The sequence below is a fragment of the Pseudolabrys sp. genome (genome assembly GCF_035943735.1).
Taxonomy (GTDB): domain Bacteria; phylum Pseudomonadota; class Alphaproteobacteria; order Rhizobiales; family Xanthobacteraceae; genus Pseudolabrys.
Map to the genome: position 1 here is coordinate 196,393 of NZ_DASZBV010000006.1, position 22,627 is coordinate 219,019.

A 22,627-nucleotide genomic window follows, 5' to 3' on the forward strand; every position below is an offset into this window, starting at 1 on the left:
GGCGGCCACAGGCGTGGGCGACTTGAGGCGGGCGCGCGCTACCGCAGTGCGGCAGCGATATTGCCGCCGTCGACGGTAGTGACGTCGGCGGTGGTCTTGAGCGCCAGCGCCTGCGCCAGGAAGGCCTGCGCCACGTCGTCGGGGGTGACCTCGCGGCCGAGCAGGTTGCCGCTCATGTAGTCTTTCTCCGACACGCCGCGCGCCTGCGAGCGCTCCTTGATGAAATCGTCGGTCAGCAGGCCGGAGCGGATGCGGTCGGCATTGACGGCGTTGGCGCGGATGCCCTCGGCGCCGTAGTCGAGCGCGTACTGGCGCACGAGGAAGAGGGTGGCCGCCTTGGGCAGGCCATAGGGCCCGAAGGCGGGGCCGGGGTTCACCGCCTGCTTGGAGACGTTGAACAAGAGGCAGCCGCCGGTGCCCTGCAGGCGCATGATGCGCACGGCCTCGCGCGCCATCGTCTGGTGCGCGAAGAAGTTCAATTCGAAGCTCTTGCGCAGCAAGGCGTCGTCGACCTCGCCGATCCTGCCCTGCCAGGCCGCGCCGGCATTGGAGACGAGGATGTCGACACCGCCGAAGGCGGTGACCACCTTGCGATAGGCGTCGGCGACGGACTGTGCATCGGTGACGTCGCACGCGAGGGGGAGGGCGCCGGGAATGCTTTTGGCCATCTCGGCGACGGCGGCGGCACCGATGTCGAACAGCGCCACTGCGGCGCCTTGCGCGGCGAACAGTTTCGCGGTTGCCGCGCCGATGGCGCCGGCGGCGCCGGTGATGACGGCGATCTGGCCGGCGAGCGGCAGCGGCTTCGCCGCGCCGAGTTTGGCCTGCTCCAGCGGCCAGTATTCGCAATCGAACATGTCGTCTTCGCCGATCGGCGTGAAACGTCCGGTCGCTTCGGCGTCGGTGATGGTCTCGACCGCCGCCTCGGCGAGATCGGCGGCGATCCTGGCATCCTTCTGTGTGCGGCCGAGGCCGACGAGGCCGACGCCGGGAACGAGCGCGACGCGCGGCGCCGGATCGAGCATGGTGCGGCCGCCGCCGACGCGCGCGTTCTGCCGCGCAAAGTAGGTTTTGTAGTCGTCGATGAAACTCGCGACCGCGGCGCGTACCTTGTCGCGCCAGCCGCTGTCGCTGGCATCGGCCTGAGGCAGCACGACCGGCCGGTTCTTGGTGCGGATGGTATGGTCGGGGGTGATGACGCCGCGCCGCGCATAGTCGGCGACGTCGCGGCCATTGACGAAATTGAGGATGGTGTCGCTCGCGCGGAATTCGACGATGAAGCGCGTGAAAGCGCCTTCGCTCTTCTCGTCCTTGATGGCGCAGGCGCCGCGCAGCACCGGCGCGATGTCGGTCACTGACAGCGCCTGCTGCGGGATCGCGCCCGAGACGAAGACCGCCTTGCGGTTCTTCGCGAGATGCGTTTCCGCGCGCGTGACCATCTCGATCATGCGCTCGTAGGCTTCACGCGCATCGGCGCCGAAGGTGAAGATGCCATGTCTGGCGAGGATCAGGCCTTCGACCTTCGGATCCTTGTCGAACACATCGGCCGACAATTTGGCCAGCCCGAAGCCGGGCAGGACGTAGGGCACGGTGCCCATACGCGCGCCGTAGACGTCACGCGCGCGTTCCTCGCCGTCCGGCTGATCGATCAGCGACAGCACGGCCGAGGCGTGGGTGTGGTCGACGAACTTGTGCGGCACGAAGGCGTGCAGCAGCGTCTCGACCGAGGGATTGGGCGATGACGGGTCGATGAGATTGGCGCGCTGCACGCGCACCATCTCGTCGTCCGGCACCGCCGCGCGCGCGCGCAGCTTCAATAGCGGCTTGAGCCGCACCGCCGCCAGGCCGGCGGGCTCGATCGTGCCCATGTCCCAGCCCGAGCCCTTGACGCAAAGCACGTCGGCTTCCTCGCCGACGAGATCTTTCATCGTGAGCTTCACGGAGGTGTTGCCACCGCCGTGCAGCACCAGCTTCGGATCGCGGCCGAGCAGTTGCGTCGTGTAGACGCGCAGCGCCAGGTCGGCGGGCACTCCCGCCTGACCGTAGCGCTCGACCGCTGCTTTGGCGTCGCGCTCGACCCAGGCGGATTTCATCGCCCGCCCCGCCACTCTTTATTTGTCGCCGAGAAGCTTGCGGCCCCACCAGCCGCGCTTGGGCGAGGCCGGCTCGCCTGACGTGCTGGAGACGACAGGCTCCGCCACCGGCGAAGGCGCAGGCTGCGGCGCCGGGGAGGGCGTGGCGGCTTCTCGCGGCGCGACCGGCGCGGGTTCGCGGATGGTCGAGCGGCGGCGCGGCGTCGGCTCAGGCACCGGCTCGGCGGCCTGCGCACGCGGTGCGGCGGCGGGAGCAGGCTCGGCATGTACCGGCGTCGGCTGCGGGAAGCTCGGCGCCATCACCATGGCGTCCTCGTCGCTCAGCACCGGATGCGGCGCGCCTTCCGAGGTCTCGTGGACGCCCGCTTCGAAGGGCGCCTCGTGCTCCTCGCCGGCTTCGTGACCGTTGCCGTTGCCCTGGGAGCCTTCGCCATTGCGGTGACGGTTGCGGCGGCCGCCACGACGGCCGCGACGGCGGCGACGGCGGCCATCCTCACCAATTCCGTTATCGGCCATCGCGCCTTCACGCGGCTGGCCTTCCCCGGCCGCATCTTCTTCCGGCGAGCCGGCGTCGTGATCCTCGTGTGCAACCTCGTGCTCGGCGTCGGTCTCGGGCGTGACCTGCGCCGGCGCGCCCTCGCGCGCCTCGCGGCCTTCGCCACGTCCGCGCCCACGGCCGCGACGACGGCGGCGACGGCGTTGCTCGCCGGCTTCGCGTTCGCCTTCGCGCTCGCTTTGCGCTTCGCCTTCGCCGTCGGTTTCGGCAGCGCCGATCTCTTCGGCTTCGCCCTCGGTCTCCTCGGCTGTCTCTTCCGGCAGGCCGAGATCTTCCTCGTCGTCCTCGACGGTCAAAGTCGGCTGAACCTGCGCCTGTGCGGCGATGGCGCGCGCGGCGTCGGGCGAGTGCACCTGCTCGCCGCGGTCGATGACGTAGGACTGCTGACCGGTGACGGTGGGGTCGGCCGTGATCGTGATGGTGATGCGGAAGCGCTCCTCCAGAGCGCGCAGATGGGCGCGCTTGTGGTTGAGCATGTAGAGCGCAACCTCGGAGCGGGTGCGCACGATCTGGTTATGCGTGGCGCCCTTGATCAGCGTTTCCTCGATGGCGCGCAGGCATTGCAGCGATACCGACGAGACCGAGCGCACGTGGCCGGTGCCGCCGCAGACCGGGCAGTTCTCGGTCGAGGATTCCAGCACCGACGAGCGGATGCGCTGACGCGACATCTCGAGCAGACCGAAATGCGAGATGCGGCCGACCTGGATGCGGGCGCGGTCGTGCTTGAGCGCGTCCTTCACCTTGCGCTCGACCGTACGGTTGTTGCGGCCCTCATCCATGTCGATGAAGTCGATGACGATGAGGCCGGCGAGGTCGCGCAGGCGAAGCTGCCGCGCGACTTCCTCGGCCGCCTCGCAGTTGGTCTTGAGCGCGGTGTCCTCGATGTGGTGCTCGCGCGTGGCGCGGCCCGAGTTGACGTCGATCGCCACCAAGGCTTCCGCCTGGTTGATGACGATGTAGCCGCCGGAGCGCAGCTGCACGACGGGGGAGAACATCGCGTCGAGCTGGCTCTCCACGCCGTAGCGCGTGAACAGCGGCTGCGTGTCCTTGTAGAGCTTCACGTTGCGCGTATGGCTCGGCATGAGCATGCGCATGAAGTCGCGCGCTTCCTTGTAGCCTTCCTCGCCGGCGACGATGATTTCGTCGATGTCCTTGCTGTAGAGGTCGCGGATCGAGCGCTTGGCGAGCGAGCCTTCCTCGTAGACGAGTTTCGGCGCGGTCGACTTCAACGTCAGGTCGCGCACCGTCTCCCAAAGCCGCAGCAGATATTCGAAGTCGCGCTTGACCTCGGTCTTGGTACGGCTGGCGCCGGCGGTGCGCAGGATCACGCCCATGCCTTCCGGCACTTCGAGTTCCTGCGAGATTTCCTTCAGGCGCGTGCGGTCCTCGGACGACGTGATCTTGCGCGAAATACCGCCGCCGCGCGCGGTGTTCGGCATCAGCACCGAATAGCGGCCGGCGAGCGAGAGATAGGTGGTCAGCGCCGCGCCCTTGGTGCCGCGCTCTTCCTTGACGACCTGCACCAGCATCACCTGCCGGCGCTTGATCACCTCTTGAATCTTGTACTGGCGGCGGAAGCGCGGCGCGCGCTCCTGCACCTCTTCGAGCGCGTCGGCGCCGCCGACCGACTCGACGACCTCTTCCTCGTGCTCGTCGTTGTCGTCGTGCTCATCGTGGTCGTCGTGATGCTCGCCGTTGTCGTCCCCGTGGTCCTCCTCCTCGTCGTGCGGCGCACTCTCGCCGGCTTGAACGGGAGCCGCTTCCGCCTCGGCGGTGGGCATGTCCTCCACCGGGATCGCTTCGCCGGCATGGGCGACTTCGAACTCGCTGGCGGGTGTGTGCTGCGCCGGGATCTCGGCGGCAGCCTCGACGGCCGGCTCTTCGCTGACGAAAGCGGATGCCTCAGGAGCGCTCGCCGCTTCGTTCACCGGCGCGGCGGTGTGTTCGGCGGACGTTGCTTCAGCCACGGACGTGGCGTTCTCGTCGTGCGGCGGCTCGCCCTCGGCGTAAGGCTGGCTCTGCACAACTTCGCCGCGGTCGCGGCGGTTGCGGTCGGAGCCACGCTGGCGATGGCGGCGGCGGCGGCCACCGGCACGGCGCTGCTCGTGCTCCTCGTCGGCTTCGCGCTGGTCGCGCGCTTCCTGCTCGAGCAGAGCCTGCCGGTCGGCGACCGGGATTTGATAGTAATCGGGGTGGATTTCCGAAAAGGCGAGGAAGCCGTGCCGGTTGCCGCCGTAATCGACGAACGCCGCCTGCAGCGACGGTTCGACGCGGGTAACCTTGGCGAGGTAGATGTTACCGCGAAGCTGTTTGCGGTTGGCGCTCTCGAAGTCGAATTCCTCGACGCGATTGCCGCGCACGACGACTACCCGGGTCTCTTCCGGATGGGTTGCGTCGATAAGCATTTTGTCGGCCATAGCAAGATCTCACTGGGCCATTCTGTCCAGGGCACTCGCGCGACCGGTCCGGCGCAGGAGAAGGCGCAAGGCAGAGGGCCTGATTGGTGTGGAAGGGGCAGGCCGCATGGTGCGGTGGCCATCCCGACGGTCCCGACGCAAGACGCGCCGTCACGAGCAACTCGCGAGAGCGGTGGGACCCGAATGACCTGTGCTGCATCAGCAGCATAAAAATGCGACCCGTATCGCTAGGGTCACGCCCGCGAAGGGCGCAGCCCAGATTTCTCGGCGCTGAACGGTCCGGTTGCGGGCAGGCCGTGAGGCCGTTGGCGCTGGTCCGGGTTGTCCTTTCACAAGGGGTCTGGCTTTGCCGCCCGCCGTTCGCCCTAGCTCCTCAAGGGGGGCGATACGGACATTTGGCGCGCCGGAGGCCCGAAACGCGGCACAACCGGAACTTTTAACCGTCAGCAATCCCTACATACGGCCTGAATCGGGGGATGGCAAGCACGGGTTCATTCCCCGACGCCGGCCGCCATGACCGTGAGAGCACAGCGGCGGGGAAAGCAACCGCGGCGGTCAGGTTCCGTTAACTGTGCAGGTCTCAAATACGTTAGAAGACTGCGCAAAGGGTCGGATTCGTGACACTCCGCGCGCTTATTTTGGCTGCCATCCTCGCTTCGGGGCCGGTCGGCGGGCTGTTCGCCGTGCCGGACGCCCGTGCGGCCGCCATGACGCCGGCATCGGCGACCGCCACCGCCGTGCGTGTCGGCGGCGACGACAAGCAGACCCGCTTCGTCATGGACCTCGACCACAAGGTCGATATCGCCGCTTTCACCCTGGCCGATCCCTATCGCATCGTGCTCGACCTGCCGCAGGTCACCTTCGACCTCCCCGCCAAGGCCGGCGCGCAGGGGCGGGGGCTGATCAAGGAATTCCGCTACGGTCTGATCATGGCAGGCGGCTCGCGCATCGTGCTCGACACCAAGGGACCGGTGCGCGTCGAACGCGCCTTCGTCATGGCCGCGGCCGACGGCCAGCCGGCGCGCCTCGTCATCGACCTCGCCGCCACCGACCGCGACAGCTTCATGCGCAACATGGCGCTGCAGAATCGGCCCGCCCACGCGCCGAAACAGGCGGTTGCGGTGCAGCCTGACAGCGATCCGCGCCCGGTCATCGTCATCGATCCCGGCCACGGCGGCATCGATACCGGCACGCATGGCCTCGACGGCACATACGAAAAGGACATCGTGCTCGCCTTCGCCGGCACGTTGCGCGACAGACTGGCGCAGAGCGGCAAATACCGCGTGTTGATGACGCGCGGCGACGACAGCTACATCCCGCTCAACGACCGGGTGCGCTTTGCCCGCGCGCACAACGCCTCGCTGTTCATCTCGGTCCATGCCGACTCGCTGCCCAAGAAGGAAGGCCAGGCGGACGGTGCGACCATCTACACCCTGTCCGAACACGCTTCCGACGCCGAGGCGGCACGCATGGCGGACGACGAGAACAAGTCCGACGTGATCGCCGGCGTCGATCTCGCCTCCGAGCCCGACGACGTCGCCAACATCCTGGTCGACCTGGCGCAGCGCGAGACCAAGACCTTTTCGCTGAAGTTCGCGCACACGGTCGTGGACCAATTCAAGGGCCATACCCCGATGCACAAGCGGCCGATGAAGTCGGCCGGCTTCGTCGTGCTCAAGGCGCCGGACGTGCCGTCGGTGCTGCTCGAACTCGGCTACATGTCGAACCGCTCCGATCTGACGCATCTGGAATCGCCGCAATGGCGGGCGAACACTGCGGACGAACTGGCGCAGGCGGTGGACCATTTCTTCGCGCCGCGCCTTGCCGGCACGGCAGCGGCTTCGGCCGCGGGAGGCAGCCGGTGACACCCAGCCAACGGCCTCAGTTTCAACATAAAACCGGGCAATCACTGACCGCTGCCGCAGCTTCGGGAAGGGGCGGCGAGGCGGGGACCGACCTTTGCGGCGGACCGGCGCTCGCCGCGCGGGGCCGCCTCGCATATCCGGCCATTCCGGAATACGGGACCATTCGTTCATGAGGCTTTTGCTGCGCTTTTTCGGCTTCCTGTTCGCCGCCGGCACGATCGTGTTCGTGGTCGGCGTGGGCGCGGTCGCCGGCTTGCTCTGGCATTTCTCCAAGGACCTGCCGGACTACACGCAGCTGAAGAACTACGAGCCGCCGGTGATGACGCGCGTGCACGCGGCCGACGGTTCGCTGCTCGCCGAATATGCCCGCGAGCGGCGCCTCTACATCCCGATCCAGGCGGTGCCGAAGCTCGTCATCCACGCCTTCCTCGCCGCCGAGGACCGCAACTTCTACCATCACGGCGGCCTCGACTTCGGTGGCATCGCCCGCGCGTCGCTGTCCTTCATCGAGAACTACGGCTCGGGCCGCCGCCCGCAGGGCGCCTCGACCATCACGCAACAGGTCGCCAAGAACTTCCTGCTCACCAATCAGGTGTCGCTGACGCGCAAGATCAAGGAAGCGCTGCTGGCGCTCAAGATCGAGCGCACCTATTCGAAGGACAAGATCCTCGAACTCTATCTCAACGAAATCTATCTCGGGCTCGGCGCCTACGGCATCGCCGCCGCCTCGCTCACCTATTTCGACAAATCGGTGAACGAGCTGACCATTCCGGAAGCCGCCTACCTCGCGACGCTGCCGAAGGCGCCAAACAACTACAATCCGTTCCGCCAGCGCGAGCGCGCCCTCGATCGGCGCAACTGGGTGATCGACCGCATGGCGGAGGCCGGCTTCATCAAGCAGCCGGACGCGGAGAAGGCCAAGCAGACGCCGCTCGGCGTCACCACCAAGGCGGCGACCACCGCCCACGTCACCGATGCGGAGTATTTCTCCGAGGAGGTGCGCCGCGAGCTGTTCGACAAGTACGGCGAGAAGAAGCTGTACGAAGGCGGCCTGTCGGTGCGCACCACGCTCGATCCGAAATATCAGGAGATCGCGCGCCGCGCGCTGCAGGCCGGTCTCGAACATTTTGACCAGAAGCACGGCTGGCGCGGCGCCGTCACCAAGATCGATGTGAGCGGCGACTGGGGCGTCAAGCTCGTGGGCGTGAAGTCGCTCGACGATGTCGAACCCTGGCGGCTGGCGGTGGTGCTGGACGTCGCCGATCATTCGGCGCGCATCGGGCTGCAGCCCGGGCGCGAGCCGGGCGGCTTCATCAGCAAGGATCGCACCGTCGGCATTCTGCCGCTCGAGGGCTTGAAGTGGGCCAGGATCAAGGGCCGCGTGCCGACGAAAGTCGGGCAGGTGCTGGAGCGCGGCGACGTCGTCTACGTAGCGCCGGCCGAGAAGGGCGAAGGCCAGTACAAGCTCGAACAGGTCCCGGAAGTGTCCGGCGCGATGGTGGTCGAGGATCCGCAGACCGGCCGCGTGCTCGCCATGGTCGGCGGCTTCTCCTACGACCAGAGCCAGTTCAATCGCGCCACGCAGGCGCTGCGCCAGCCCGGCTCCTCGTTCAAGCCGATCGTCTATTCCGCGGCGCTGGACAACGGCTATACGCCGTCGTCGCTGGTGCTCGACGCGCCGATCGAGATCGATCAGGGCCCGGGCCTCGGCGTCTGGAAGCCGGAGAACTACGAGCACGACTTCTTCGGCCCCTCGACGCTGCGCTTCGGCATCGAGCATTCGCGCAACGTGATGACGGTGCGGCTGGCGCAGGACGTCGGCATGCCGATGATCGCCGACTATGCCAAGCGCTTCGGCGTCTACGACAACCTGCCGCCTTATCTCTCCTTCGCGCTCGGCGCCGGCGAGACGACCCTGATGCGCATGGTCACCGCCTACGCGATGATCGACAATGGCGGCCGCAAGATCACGCCGACCTTGATCGACCGTATCCAGGACCGCTACGGCCAGACGGTCTACAGGCACGACAAGCGCGAGTGCATCGGCTGCGATGCGAAGAAGTGGCAGGACCAGCCGGAGCCGTCGCTGATCGACCGGCGCGAGCAGGTCATCGATCCGATGACCGCCTACCAGATCACCTCGATGATGGAGGGCGTCGTGCTGCGCGGCACCGCCGCCGGCGCCGGCTTTCAGAAAGAAGTGGGCAAACCGGTCGCCGGCAAGACCGGCACCACCAGCGACTTCAAGGACGCCTGGTTCATCGGCTTTACTCCGGATGTCGTGGTCGGCGTCTATGTCGGCTACGACAAGCCGCGTTCGCTCGGCCGCGGCGAGACCGGCGGTGCGGTGGCAGCGCCGATCGTGCGCGACTTCATGAAGGTGGCGCTCGCCGGCAAGCCGGCGGTGCCGTTCCGCGTGCCGCCCGGCCTCAAGCTGGTGCGCGTCAACCTGAAAACCGGCGCGCGCGCGCAGCCGGGCGACGCCAAGGTCATCCTCGAGGCGTTCAAGCCGGGCACCGCGCCGCCCGACGGTTATGCCGTCGTCGGCGACAACGGTGCGCCGGTGCAAGGCGGCGGGCCGGGCGTGATCCCGGGTCCGCAGGGAGGCCGCTCCTGGGGCGTGTCGCCCGACGCCGACCGCGCCATCCGCACCGGCACCGGCGGGCTTTACTGAGCCTTCCGCCGTCGCTCACACCGCCGGTTCGACGTCGCCTCGCCGGACGCGCCGCCACAGATTGCGCAGGAGCGAGCCGATGGTCGCCGGCGCGTTCGTCGCCATCACCGCCGCTGCGAAGATGATGGCGATTGCCGCGGATTCGCTGCGGTACGTGAAATGCGAATGCGTCTGCGTGTGGTTGTTGAGAATCTCGAACCACGCGGTGGCGACGAGCGTCGGCGAGATCAACAGGAGAAAGCGGCGCCATTCGAACGTCGACCAGTTCGTACGCAGGTGCACGATCATTGCAGATGCGAGGACGGCGACGGTGACGCTGCCGACCGAAATGAACGACTGGACGATCATCGTCAGCGTCGGCACCAGCGGATACATCGGCACGACGGAATCGGGCTCGACCCCGTAGAGGCGCAGCGTGATCTCCTTGAGGATCGACAGTCCCGCCTGGTGTCCGTTCGGGGACATCCAGATCGCCAGCGCCCATTCGCTCGCCCAGGTGAGGCCGTAGGCGCCGAACCAGGCGAGCACCACGAAGCCTGCCTTCACCATTGCGGGTCCGACGCAGGCTCTGGTGATCGGCACCGGGCGCTGCAGTTCGGTGGCCAGGACGATGAAGCCGAACAGCATCGGCATCAGCGGCGGATTGACGAGAAAATCGACGAAATTGAACACCGCGCCGAAGAACGCAGCCATGGCGATGGCGAGGACGACGTTTCTCGTGCGCGGATAGAGCCGTGCGAACACCGCGGCGCCCGCCAGGATGAGCATCATGCTCAGGGCATGGGTCGTGATGTTCCACATGCGCCAGATGTCGGTCAGGCTCAGGAGAACGATGAAGAAGGCTGCGGCCGGGGTCGCGCCGATCGCGCGGCGCAGGCTGAGAAAGAAGACGAGCGTCGCCGCGTACAGAAGAACGGCGTTGATCGCGCGGACGGTGTCCAGGCTGAATAGGCTCAGCATCGGCCAGAGGTACGCCCGGTAGCCGTGCCAGTAGCGCGCATAGCTGGTTCGGTCGGCCGTCTCGTGGCCGGCGGCGATGCCCTGCAACTCGACGCAGGGGCCGCGGTACTTGGAGTGCAACTGCGGGTACAGCGCCGCGGTCAGCGGGTCGGGCTGATTGTCGATGGACAGCAGCAAACCCGTGCATTCGGTGAACTGGTGGCCGCCGCCCTGCATGAACCGCGTCGGGTGTTCGTCGGCCGCGAGGGTGCCGTCGGCATAAGCCTCGGTGATATGCGCGCGGATCGCGGCAAGGTCGGCATGACTGCGTGTGACGACCAGGGTGGCGACGAACAAAGGCTGCAGCGCCAGAACGAGAAGCACGGCCAGGACGCCGGCGAGTAGAATCTGCCTGAGCAGCGATTTGGACTGCAATGGGGATTATCCGTCTGGGCCGCCGAACAGGCTTGAACTGCCGGTACGTTCTAGCTTCATCGGCGACCGGGTCAATCGGCGCCCCGGGTTGCGAAACCCGCGAGATGCCGTTACATCCACGGCGTCGAAAGGACCATCATGCGCGCGGAAACAGTCAATCTGGTCGAAGAAATCAAGCAGTCGGTGCGGCTGCTGAGGAGGCATCTTTGACGTCGATACCGCGCAACGGCGTCTGGCCGAACTGAACAAAGAGTCCGAAGACCCCAATTTCTGGAACGATTCGCAGCGCGCCCAGCGCACGATGCGCGAGCGCGACGCGCTGGAGGACCAGCTCGCCGCCATCGGCCGCATGGAGCAGGCGCTCGAGGACAACCTCACCTTGATCGAGCTCGGCGAAGCCGAGAAGGACGAGGCCACCGTCACCGAGGCCGAGGCCGAGCTCAAGAAGCTGAAAGCCGAAGTATCGCGCCGCGAACTCGAGGCCCTGCTCTCGGGCGAGGCCGACGCCAACGACTGTTATCTCGAAGTGCACGCCGGCGCCGGCGGCACCGAGAGTAATGACTGGGCCAGCATGCTGCTGCGTATGTATGTGCGCTGGGCCGAGCAGCACGGCTACAAGGTCGACTGGCTGGAAGAGAGCGAAGGCGAGGGCGCCGGCATCAAGTCGGCCACCGTGCAGATCAAGGGCCGCAACGCCTATGGCTGGCTCAAGAGCGAGAACGGCGTGCACCGGCTGGTGCGCATCTCGCCCTTCGACTCGAACGCGCGGCGGCACACCTCCTTCGCGAGCGTCGTCGTCTTCCCGGTGGTCGACGACCGCATCAAGATCGAAATTGAAGAAAAGGATGTGCGCATGGAGGTCATGCGCTCCGGCGGCGCCGGCGGCCAGCACGTCAACAAGACCGAATCCGCGGTGCGCCTGATCCACGAGCCGACCGGAATCGTCGTGAAGTGTCAGCAGGACCGCTCGCAGCATCGCAACCGCGCGATGGCCTGGGACATGCTGCGCGCCAAGATGTTCGAGATCGAGGTGAAGAAGCGCGAAGCCAAGGCGGAGGCCGAGCAAGCGGCCAAGACCGATATCGGCTGGGGCCACCAGATCCGCTCCTACGTGCTGCAGCCCTATCAGATGGTGAAGGACCTGCGCACCGGCGTCTCGACCTCGAACACCGGCGGCGTGCTCGACGGCGATCTCGACGAGTTCATGCAGGCGGCGCTGGCGCAGAAGGCGTTCGGCGGCGGCCCGGAAAGCGTCGAGGACGTGGAGTAGGGCGGGCGCTCAGGTCTCGGATTTTTCCGCGCGCAGCCGCGCCTGCACGACCATATTGAGAACTGCGCCCAGGATCATCAGCAGGCAGGTGCCGATGAATACCGAGCGCATGCCGAGCTGGCCACCGACGAAGCCGCCGGCGAGCGGCCCCGCCACCTGGCCGACGAACTGCGCCGACACCGCATAGCCCAGCACGCCGCCGACCACGCCGACCGGCACACTGTGGCGGATCACGCTGGTGATGCACGGCAGGAGCCCACCGAGCGCCAGGCCCATGAGGAAGCGCAAGGCGACGAGCTGCCAGCCGGCGGTGACGAAGGCCTGCGGGATGAGCAGGATGGCGGAGGCGACGGTGCAGCCGATCAGCACGTTCCAATGGCCGACACGGTCGGCCATCTTGCCCAGGCGTGACGCCGACAGGATGCTGCCGAGCGCCGCCGCCGACATCGCCAGACCCGAGACGAAGGTGACGTGCGCCTGGTCGACCAGGGTCGCCACGTAGACGGTGATGATCGGCTCGATCGACATGTTGGCGAACATCAGCAGGCAGCCGGTCACCAGCATCGCGATCACCGGACGCTTGTCGGGGATGGCGCTCCAGCCGCCGCGGCTCTTGGCCTTGTGCGTCGGCGGACGTTTCTCTTCCTTGATGAGGAAGGTGGTGGCGAGGAAGGCCACCGCGATCATCGCGCCGGCGGCGAAGAAGGTATTGCGGATGCCTATGAGCGGCGGCAGCGTGCCGCCGATCAGTGGACCGGCGAGATTGCCGGCCATCATGCCCGAGGACAGCATGCCGAGCGCCCAGCCGGTGCGCGCCTTCGGCGTCTGCGTGGCGACGAGCAGGTTGGCGCCCGAGGCATAGCCGCCGAGAAAGCCGGTGAGCAGCCGCAAGCCGACGAGCTGCCACACATTCTGCGCGGTGCCGATGAGCGAGATCGCGATGGTCATGCCGAGGCTGGCGCGGATGAGCATCAGCTTCCGGCCGTAGAGATCGCCGAGCCGGCCCCACAACGGCGCGAACAATGCGGCGGTGAAGAAGGTGGCGCTGAAAGCGACGCCGGACCATTGCACGATGTCGGCGTGGCCCGTGACGCCGAGTTCCTCGACGTAGAGCGGCAGGAATGGCAAGAGCAGCGTCATGCCGACGATGGTGGTGAAAGAGCCGAAGACGCTGACCCAGAGGTTGCGTTCCCAGCCGACCTCGCCATGCGTCTCACGCGCGTCGTCGGCGCTGTCGTGCTGCGGCCTTGCGTCCATCGTGAAGTCCTGTCCGGCGCGCCTTCTGGCAGGAAAGTCGCGCACGGACAACGCGGGGCGCCGCAGGGCAGGACCAGGGATTGCGGGTAACTGGCGGCGGTGTTCCCGTTAGCCCCAGACGTCGCGCGCCGTCTCGACGATGAGTGACAGCTTGCGCTTCTCGTCGTCCTCGGTGAGCGGATTGCCTTCGATCGTCGAGGCGAAGCCGCACTGCGGCGAGAGCGCGAGCCGCTCCAGCGGCACGTATTTCGACGCCTCTTCGATCCGGCGTTTCAGGTCGTCCTTGCTCTCGAGCTTCGGCGACTTGGTGGTGACGAGGCCGAGCACGGCGATCTTGCCGCCGGCGAGATATTGCAGCGGCGCGAAGGAGCCGGCGCGCGGCGTGTCGTATTCGAGAAAGAAGCCGTCGACGTCGACCGTCGAGAAGGTCGTGCGCGCCACCGGATCGTAGCCGCCTTCGGCGAACCAGCCGCCGGCGTGATTGCCGCGGCACATGTGCATGCAGACGGTCATGTCGGCCGGCACGTCGCGGATCGTTTCGTTGATCAGTTTTGCGTACTGCGCAACCAGCGCATCCGGGTCCTCGCCTTCGCCCTTGGCCTGCTCGCGCAGCTTCGGATCGGACAGATGGCCGGGCAGGTTGGTCTCGTCGATCTGCAAATAGCGGCAGCCGGCGGCGTAGAGCGCGGCGATCTCCTCGCGGTAGACGCGAGCGATGTCGGCGTAGAGCTCGTCGACATCCGGGTAGATCGTCGAGTGCTTGCGCGAGCGCGTCGAGCGGTAGTGCAGCAAAGTCGGCGAAGGGATGGTCTGCTTCGGCGTCAGCCCGGCCTTGTCGGCGAGCGGCTTTACCTGAGCGAAGTCGCTGCCGGTGAGGCTCTGCGTGCGCCTGAGCTTGTCGTGCAGTTCCATCTGCGGCGGCGAGAACTCGACGCTGCCATCGGTGCTCTTGAAGCGCACCGCCATCGGCGCGCCGAAGCGGATGCCGTCGATGCGTTCGATGAAATCCATGAACCAGTGGCGGCGGCGGAAGTCGCCGTCGGTGCAGCACTGGAGGCCGACGTCCTTCTGCAGGGCGACGGCGTGCTGCACGGCCTTGTCCTCGATCTCCCTGAGTGCGGCGTCGGAGAGCGTGCCGGCCTGCCGGGCGGCGCGCGCGTCGAGCAGGGCCTTCGGGCGCAGCAGGCTGCCGACGTGATCGGCCTTGAACGGCGGGGCGGTCATTGCAGAGGTTTCTCCCGGTGCAGTGTTCTTGTCAGATTTGCAGAGTTTGCCCGGTTTCGCGCTGCCAGTCGGCGAGCCATTGCCGGAAGCGCGCACCGCCCGAACCGTCTGAGCCGCCATGCAGCGCGGCGTAGACCGGGCCTTCGGCGGCAAACATCAGCACGGCGTCGAGGCCCTTGGAGCGGCGCAGCGTGTCGAGCGCCTGCTGCGGCGTCTGCGCGATCGGGCCGGCGACGTTGAACGACGTGTTGACCGCGACCTCGACGCCGATGCGGCGGCCGAGTGCCTTGAGATAAGCGTAAGTGAGCGGATCGGTATTCTCGCGCACGATCTCGATGCGGCCGGTGCCGTCGGCGTGCACCACAGACGGAATGCGTGCACGCGCTTCCGGCGTGGCGTGCGCCGTGAGCACCATGTAGTTGTAGGCGTTGCAGGCGGCGTCGCTGGCGCCGTCGGACAACTGGAAGAACTGCTTCGCGGCTTCGAGCGTCATCATCGGCGCCAAGGGCCGGATCGCCTCGCGATACTTGACCTGCGCGTTCAGGTTCGCGCGCGTGTTCGGGTTGCACGGATTGGCGAGGATCGAGCGATGGCCGAGCGCGCGCGGGCCGGTCTCGGCGGCGCCCTGGTAGAGCGCGAAGATCGCGTCCTGCGCCGTCATGTAGGCCATGAAGTCGGCGTAGGCCGCGCGCGCTTCGTCGCTGTCGCAGGGCTTCAGTTCGATGCAATCGACGTCCGGGCAGGCGGCGAACGCCTCGCGGATCGCTGCGTCCTTCGGCGGCAGGCCGCAATAGAAGGCATGCTCGGCCGGCGCGCCGATGCCGTAGCCGGCGAGATAGGCCCCCATGTAGGCGGCGCCGATTGTGACGCCGGTGTCGTTCGGCACCGGCGGCAGCCACAGATGCAATTGCCCGGGCCGCCCCATCTCGCGGCGGAACCAGTCCGCGTCGAAATGCTCGAGCAGCCGCATGTTGGCGAGCGCATTGAGGCCGAGTCCGCCGGAGAAGACGAGGCGGTCGCATTGCGTGGTCTTGATGAAATGCGCGAGCACGTGCATCAGCGCGTCTTCGTAGACCATCTGCGTTGCCGCCGCCTTGTCGAGCCGCTCCTGCGTGTTCTCCTTGTGCTGGATGTCCTCGACGCGCAGCACCGCATCCGGATTCCACATCTGCTTGTAGTCGATCGGCTCGCCGAGGATGCGGATGAGACCGGGCTTATAGGGATGGTGCAGGATGTCGCACTGCCAGTTGGCGAGGTCGCGGTCGACATGCACCGCGCCGTTGTCGCCGAGCACGAGGATCGGCTTCAGCGCCTTGTAATAAGCGTTGGTGGCGCGGTCGTTGTTGCCGTAGGCGGTCGCGCCCATGTAGCGGCCTTCGCTCGACAGCCAGGTCCAGCCGCCCTGCGTCGAGGAGATCACCGAATAGAAGATGCCGAGCGAGTCAGCCACGCTGTCGTTGCAGAAGAGGCGCTGCATGCGCGCGCCTTCGCACAGGTAGAACGAGATCGAGCCGGTATCGCCGACGCCGTCGAGCACGGCGACGAGTACGCGGCCGCCGTCTTTGGCGAAGGGCGAGGCGGCGTAGGAGAACCAGGCGTGGTTGTCGTGATGCGGCGTCGCGATCAGCGGCACCGGCGAACGGCCAAGCTGCTCGCCGATGCGGCGCGCCGCGCGCATGCCGCGATCGAGATCGCGCAGGCTGAACACCGGCGTCGGCTCGTTCTTCAGCATCGGCCAGGTGCCGGGCAATTCCTCGAGCACGCTGCGGACCAACGTGGCGCAGAACGCGGCGCTGTCCCAGGAGGCGAACCAGCCGTCGATGTCGGCATGCGTGAGGCCGCGCTCGGCGAGCGCCTCGAGCATCGCGGTGATCGACTGCCGCGGATATTCGGTCGTGTGTTTGGTGCCGGAGAAGCGCTCTTCCTCGTTGTTGAGGAGGAGGGTGGGGCCGTCTTCGCGCGTCACCGACACGAGCGCTACGCCGGAATTGTGCATTCCGGCGGCGGAGACACCGGCGAGGTAGGCGGTCTCGCCGCGCTCGATCTTGGCGCGGATCGCCGCGATCGTCGCGCGCGCGACGACGCTGTCGGCGCGATGAATGGCGCGGCGGCGATAGAACGGCTCGAACAGCGCCAGTGCGAGTTTGAACCCAGCCGCGCCCAGCCGCGGATGGCGTGGTCCGACCCGCATGCCGCGTCACCCCTCAACTCGTTTGTGCAGGAAGCCTTTTGGAGCAGCCGGCTGCCGAAGGCAACCGCCGGGCCGCCCCTCAGATCAGGCCGCCGAGGCGGACGCCGGCGCGCAGGAACTTCTGCGGATCGACGACCTCGCCGTTGACGCGGCATTCGTAATGCAAATGCGGGCCGGTCGAGCGGCCGGTCGAGCCGACCTTGCCGATCACCTGGCCGGCGCGGATGTCCTGGCCGACCTTCACGTCGATTTCGGAGAGGTGGCCGTAACGGGTGGTCAGGCCGTTGCCGTGGTTGATCTCGACCATGTTGCCGTAGCCGCCGTCGCGGCCGGCCATGCTGACGCGGCCGTTGGCTGTGGCATGCACCGGCTGGCCCATTTCGCCGCGCAGGTCGACGCCGGGATGCATCGCGGGGCGATCGAGGAACGGATCCATGCGCACGCCGAACGGGGAGGTCATTTCCAGTTCGCCGGGCAGCGGCTTGCGCACCGGAACGGTGCCGAGCGCCTGCTGATAGCGGTCGGCTTCGGCGCGGGCGATCGCCACGTGATAGAGCTCGCGATCGAAATCGCTGGCGCCGGCGCGCGGCGGCTTCAGCGGCACGAAGGGACCGCCGACGCCGCGCAGTGACACCTTGTGGATGTTGACGCCGAGGTCGTCGAGCACGGTCTTCATGCGGTTCATTTTGCTGCCGGCGTGCTCTTCCGCCTGCGCCAGCACGGCGTTCTGCCGCTGCTCGACCTTGTCGAGCGAGCGCGACACGCGCTCGAGAATGCCGTCGAGGCCGCCGGCTTTGGCGGTCTGCAGCGGGTCGTTCATCGCGGTCTGAACATCGCGCGAGGCAAGCCGCGCTTCGCGGTCGGGTGGCGCCATGAACAGCACGGTGTCGCTGATCGGCTTGGCCTTCGATTGCTTCATCGGCTCGCTGCCGCGCAGGCCGCGCACGGAGCCGGTGGTGATGCCGTCGGCGGTCAGCGCCGAGGTGCGGTTCTCGAGCACGGACTGGCGCTTGAGCAGCGCGTCGAGCTTGCGCTCGAACTGCTCTTGATCGAGCAACTGACGGCTGGTGATGCGGTCGACCTGCGCGCGCAGTTCGGCGATGCGGTCCTCGTAGGCGTATTGCATCTGCGCCTGATGGCCCATCAGCCGCGCGAGCACGCTCTCACGGAAGGCGAAATAGGTGCCGGTGCCGATCGTCCACACGCCCATGATGACGAGCGTGCCGACGACGATCCAGAAGGCGATCGGGCCGACGCGCACCTGCCGCCCCGCATGCACCAGAGTGTAGTCGCCGCCGCGTGGCCGGTTGAGCGCCCGCGACACCGAGGCCGCCGTCTGCGCGTGCCCGCGGGAGGCGGCGTGGATGGCGTGGTTGGCGCCGCGGGGGCGCGACGCGTGAGACGGCTGGGACACGAAACACTCCGCGCGAAGGGTCGGAGTGCCGATATCGCCCCGATATGGTTAAGGAAGGGGTAATGCGAATCGGGCCATGACCGATTTACCTGCAAAAGCAGGGGATTATAGTGCACGGACGGTTTCGAGTACCTCCTCGGCGTGACCGTCGACCTTTACCTTTGGCCAGATGTGCCGGACGCGGCCCTGGCCGTCGATCAGAACCGTCTTGCGAATCACGCCCATGAATTTGCGCCCATACAGCGTCTTCTCGCCCCAGGCCCCGTAGGCCTCGAGCATGGCCTTGTCCTCGTCCGAGGCGAGGGCGACCGAGAGCTTGTGCTTGGTCTTGAACTTGTCCTGCGCCGGGACCGGGTCGGCCGAGACGCCCAGAATGTCGGTTCCCGCGCGGGCGAAGGCCGGGCGCAATTTGCTGAAGTCGATCGCCTCGCGGGTGCAGCCGGGGGTGTCCGCCTTCGGATAGAAATAGAGGACGAGATTGCGGCCCTTGAAGTCCTTCAGCGAGACCGTTCCGCCGCCGTCGCGCGGCAGCGCGAAGGCCGGTGCCTTGTCGCCGACGCCGATTTCGCGCGCCATGTGCCTTCCTTTCGTCGTTTTCGGCCCGTCAATGTCGCTGATGCCACTTGCGTCGGAGGGGCGCAACGGGCTCCACGACGTTCAGCCGCAGAACCAAGCCGGGCCGCTTTTCCCGGGCCGGCGGGCGATGGTGCGCCCGGATAGGGGCGCACAGAGGGTATGACAGGCACGGTCCACGACCACGGGCACCCGCACAAGGCTCATGCGGCCGCGCACCACGCGCGCGTCGTGGTCAAGCGTCGCATGCTCCGCTTCGGCCGCGTCTCGTGGCGGGTGCTGCACCGCAAGTGGATCTGGCGGATATTCCTCGGCTCGGTCGCGGCCTTGTGCATCGGCGTCGTCGCGGTGCTTGGCCTGTGGTGGCGGCTCGCCAGCGGCCCGATCGAAGTCGACATGGCCACGCCGTGGCTCAAGGCCGCCATGCAGGACAATTTCGGCAGCCAGTACACGGTCGCCGTCGGCGGCACCCAGATCGAGCGCAACGAGAAGGGACGGCCGACGGTGCGCATCCGCGACATCGTCGTGCGCGACGTCGACGGAACCGTGGTCGCCAGCGCACCGAAAGCGGAGGTCGGCCTCTCCGCCGTCAGTCTGTTCTCCGGTCACATCGCGGCCGAGAGTCTGAATCTGGTCGGCGCCGAGATGTCGATCCGCATCGAGCGCGACGGACGCGTCACCGTGTTTGCCGGCGCCGAAAACAAGCCGATCGCCACCGCGCACGCGCCGGTGCATGAGGTGACGCCGCCGTCTTCGACAGGCCCCGGCGGCAAGACGGCGCCTCCGGCGGTGCGCAGCGGCGTCGAGGACGTCGCCGGCGCTCTCAGTTGGCTCGACAAGATCGCGGCGAGGGGCCTCGACGGCCACGATTTGCACGAACTCGGCCTCAAAGACGGCAATCTGGTGGTCGACGACCAGCGCAACGGCAAACGCTGGACCTTCGACCACATCAACGCCAGCCTGATGCGGCCGGGGCAGGGCGGCATCATGTTCAAGATCGAATCCGATGCGCCGAAACGGCCGTGGGTGATCAGCGCCGCCATGCGTCCGCTCGCCGACGGCGAGCGCGCCGTCGGCATCGAGGCGCGCAAGGTGTCGACGCGCGATCTCATGCTGGCGCTGCGCCTGAGCGAGAACGGTTTGTCAGCCGACCTGCCGGTGTCGGCGAGCGTGCGAGCCGACATCGCCTCGGACGGCACGCCGCAGGTGGTGACCGGCGAAGTGTTGGCCGAAGCCGGCAACATCGTCGACCAGAGCGATCCCGATTTCCATCTGCACATCGATCGCGCCGACATCCGCTTCAACTGGGATATCCGCCGTCACACAATCCTGGTGCCGTTCCAGGTCACCTCCGGCGGCAACCAGTTCACGATGCGCGCACTGGTGGATCCGCCGTCGGCGACGCGCGATGGCATCTGGACCGCCAGTATCACCCGCGACGATCCCGTGATCGATCCGATCATTCTCGCGCCGCCGACAGGCTCCGATGAAGAGAGCCTTGCGCTCAATCGCGCCAACCTGCACCTGACCATCGACACGGTGAAGAAGCGCATCGACCTCGACCAGGCCGATCTGCGCCGCAACGACACGCGGCCGACGCACAATGTCGGCGTCGCCTTCTCCGGCAGTCTCGATCTGGGCGCCGCCGATCCGCGGCTCGCCTTTGGCGTTGCCGGCAACCGCATGCCGACGTGGGCGATGAAGCGGCTGTGGCCGTCCTTCATCTCGACGCCGGTGCGCAACTGGGTCCTCGCGCACATGTCGGGCGGCATTGTCGAGCGGGTGGTGATCGCCGGCAACGCGCCGCTGTCGCAGTTCAATCCCAAAGGGCCGCCGATGTCGGAAGACGGCCTGTCGATCGATGTCGAGACGAGCGGCATGACGGTCAAGCCGCTGCCGAGGCTGCCGGCGATCCGCGACGCCGACCTCACAATCCATGTCACCGGCGGCAACGCTACCGTCAATCTCGGACGCGGCACTGTCGAGGTGGCGCCCGGGCGCAAGCTCAACATTGCCGGCGGCGTGTTCTCCGTGCCGGACACGCATCTGAAGCCAGCGACGCCGGCGCACGTCAATTTCCGTATCGACGGCACCGTTCCCGCCGCCGCGGCGTTGCTCGCCGGCGATGGCCTGCGCGACAAGGTCGGGCTGTCGCTCGATCCGGCGACGACCCGTGGCGCCGTCACGGCCACGGTCAACCTCGACTTCCCGATCGGCAAGGACGTCCCCGCCGACGCCTTCACGTATGCGATTGCCGCCGACGTCACCAATTTTGGGGCCGACAAACTGGTGCCGGGCCAGAAGATCGAGGCCACCGCGCTCAAGGCCAGTGCGACGAGTGACGGCTACCGGATCGCCGGCGACGTGCGCATCAATGGCACGCCGGCGAGCGTCGAGGTGGTCCGCAAGAAGGGTGACGCCGACGCTGCGGTGCACCTGGCGGCGAAACTCGACGAGGCGGCGCGGCGCCGGCTCGGCTTCGACGTCGGCAGCGCGGTCGCCGGCGCCATTCCGATCCGCATGACGGCGCTGGTCGGCAGCGACGTCACCGACGAGCGCATGGCGGTCGACGCCGACCTGACGCCGGTGAAGATCGACGACCTGTTCCCGGGCTGGGAGAAGGCGGCGGGACGGCCCGCGCACGCGAAGTTCACGCTCGACAAGGGCGCCAAGGGCGTGCACCTCGACAACCTCGTCATCGACGGCAGCGGCGCCAATGTGCAGGGCACCGTCGATCTCGACACTTCCGGCAACATCACCGCAGTCAATTTCCCCGTCTTCGGCCTGTCGGACAACGACAAGCTGACGCTCAAGGCCGACCGCGACAGCAAGGGCGTGCTCAAGGTCGTGATGCGCGGCGACCTCTACGACGGCCGCAGCTTCGTGAAGTCGTCGATGGCCAACGCCGTCGACAACGGCCGCAAGAAGCAGCCGGACCTCGACCTCGACGTCAAGATCGGCACCGTCGCCGGTCACAACGGCGAGACGCTGCGCGGGCTCGATTTGTCGATGTCGCGCCGCGGCGGCCATATCCGTGCCTTCAACCTCAACGCCAAGATCGGCCGCGACACGCCGCTGATCGGCGACATGCGCGTGCGCGCGCGCGACAACCATCCGGTCATCTATTTCGAGACATCGGATGCCGGCGCGCTGTTCCGCTTCACCGACATGTATCCGCGCATGTATGGCGGCCAGATGTGGGTGGCGATGGATCCGCCGACGCAGGATCAGACGCCGCAGATCGGCACGCTCTTTGTGCGCAATTTCGTGGTGCGCGGCGAGCCGACGCTGCAGCGCGTCGTCGCCGGCGCGCCCAACGCCAACAACAATTCGGTCGAGTTCTCCGAGGCGCATGTCGACTTCACGCGCTTCCCCGGCAAGATGGCGGTGCGCGACGGCGTACTGCGCGGGCCGCTGGTCGGCGCCACCATCGAAGGGCAGATCGACTACGCGCGCAACGACGTGCACCTGCGCGGCACCTTCGTGCCGTTCTATGGGCTCAACAACATGTTCGGGCAGATCCCGATCGTCGGGCTGTTCCTCGGCGGCGGCAGCAACGAAGGCCTGCTCGGCATCAACTACGAGGCGGTCGGTTCGCCGTCGGCGCCGCGCATCACCGTCAATCCGGTGTCGGCGATCGCGCCGGGCCTGTTGCGCAAGTTCATACCGTCGCCGGGCTCATTCGACCGCAACTTCATCCCGCCGACGCGGTAAAGGCA

Annotated in this window: 12 protein-coding genes; 4 read left to right on the forward strand and 8 right to left on the reverse strand. The window is 67.3% G+C overall.

The features are described 5' to 3' along the window. Nucleotides 1-38: 38 nt before the first annotated feature. A complete protein-coding gene (locus VGV41_RS03980; RefSeq protein ID WP_326862357.1) occupies nt 39-2,093 on the reverse strand; it encodes a bifunctional aldolase/short-chain dehydrogenase in 2,055 nt (684 codons plus the stop codon). An 18-nt stretch (nt 2,094-2,111) separates the two neighbouring features. Next, nucleotides 2,112-5,066, reverse strand: a complete 2,955-nt coding sequence (locus tag VGV41_RS03985; RefSeq protein ID WP_326862359.1) for an Rne/Rng family ribonuclease — start codon at nt 5,064-5,066, stop codon at nt 2,112-2,114. A gap of 617 nt (nt 5,067-5,683) precedes the next feature. On the opposite strand from VGV41_RS03985, the gene VGV41_RS03990 reads away from it, so the two are divergent. Both VGV41_RS03990 and VGV41_RS03995 read left to right on the forward strand, forming a co-directional pair. Further along, complete coding sequence (locus VGV41_RS03990; RefSeq protein ID WP_326862360.1) at nt 5,684-6,931, forward strand: N-acetylmuramoyl-L-alanine amidase; 1,248 nt, start codon at nt 5,684-5,686, stop codon at nt 6,929-6,931. A 169-nt stretch (nt 6,932-7,100) separates the two neighbouring features. Further along, a complete protein-coding gene (locus VGV41_RS03995; protein WP_326862361.1) occupies nt 7,101-9,605 on the forward strand; it encodes a penicillin-binding protein 1A in 2,505 nt (834 codons plus the stop codon). 15 nt (nt 9,606-9,620) lie between these two features. On the opposite strand, the gene VGV41_RS04000 is transcribed toward VGV41_RS03995, so the two are convergent. Beyond that, the gene (locus VGV41_RS04000; RefSeq protein ID WP_326862362.1) at nt 9,621-10,979 is read right to left on the reverse strand and encodes a hypothetical protein; all 1,359 of its coding nucleotides are present in this window, start codon (nt 10,977-10,979) and stop codon (nt 9,621-9,623) included. Nucleotides 10,980-11,117: 138 nt separating this feature from the next. Between VGV41_RS04000 and prfB the strand changes: the two genes are divergently transcribed. Then, nucleotides 11,118-12,249, forward strand: a protein-coding gene (prfB, locus tag VGV41_RS04005) for a peptide chain release factor 2 (protein WP_326862363.1) whose coding sequence is annotated in 2 segments (ribosomal slippage) — nt 11,118-11,186 and nt 11,188-12,249 — 1,131 coding nt in all. Because the reading frame shifts where the segments join, the coding sequence is not laid out codon by codon here. 9 nt (nt 12,250-12,258) lie between these two features. Here the strand turns inward: prfB and VGV41_RS04010 are convergent. The 5 genes from VGV41_RS04010 to VGV41_RS04030 form a co-directional block, all read right to left on the reverse strand. Beyond that, nucleotides 12,259-13,506, reverse strand: a complete 1,248-nt coding sequence (locus VGV41_RS04010) for an MFS transporter (protein ID WP_326862364.1) — start codon at nt 13,504-13,506, stop codon at nt 12,259-12,261. 108 nt (nt 13,507-13,614) lie between these two features. Next, nucleotides 13,615-14,730, reverse strand: a complete 1,116-nt coding sequence (locus VGV41_RS04015; RefSeq protein WP_326862365.1) for a 5-methyltetrahydropteroyltriglutamate--homocysteine S-methyltransferase — start codon at nt 14,728-14,730, stop codon at nt 13,615-13,617. Between the two features lie 31 nt (nt 14,731-14,761). Further along, the gene (locus VGV41_RS04020) at nt 14,762-16,921 is read right to left on the reverse strand and encodes a carbamoyltransferase C-terminal domain-containing protein (protein WP_326862366.1); all 2,160 of its coding nucleotides are present in this window, start codon (nt 16,919-16,921) and stop codon (nt 14,762-14,764) included. Nucleotides 16,922-17,000: 79 nt separating this feature from the next. After that, the gene (locus VGV41_RS04025) at nt 17,001-18,335 is read right to left on the reverse strand and encodes a M23 family metallopeptidase (RefSeq protein WP_326862367.1); all 1,335 of its coding nucleotides are present in this window, start codon (nt 18,333-18,335) and stop codon (nt 17,001-17,003) included. Between the two features lie 105 nt (nt 18,336-18,440). Next, nucleotides 18,441-18,911, reverse strand: a complete 471-nt coding sequence (locus tag VGV41_RS04030; RefSeq protein ID WP_414705055.1) for a peroxiredoxin — start codon at nt 18,909-18,911, stop codon at nt 18,441-18,443. 159 nt (nt 18,912-19,070) lie between these two features. Between VGV41_RS04030 and VGV41_RS04035 the strand changes: the two genes are divergently transcribed. Further along, entirely contained in the window at nt 19,071-22,622 is a 3,552-nt protein-coding gene (locus VGV41_RS04035; RefSeq protein ID WP_326862368.1) for a DUF3971 domain-containing protein, read from the forward strand. Nucleotides 22,623-22,627: the final 5 nt, after the last annotated feature.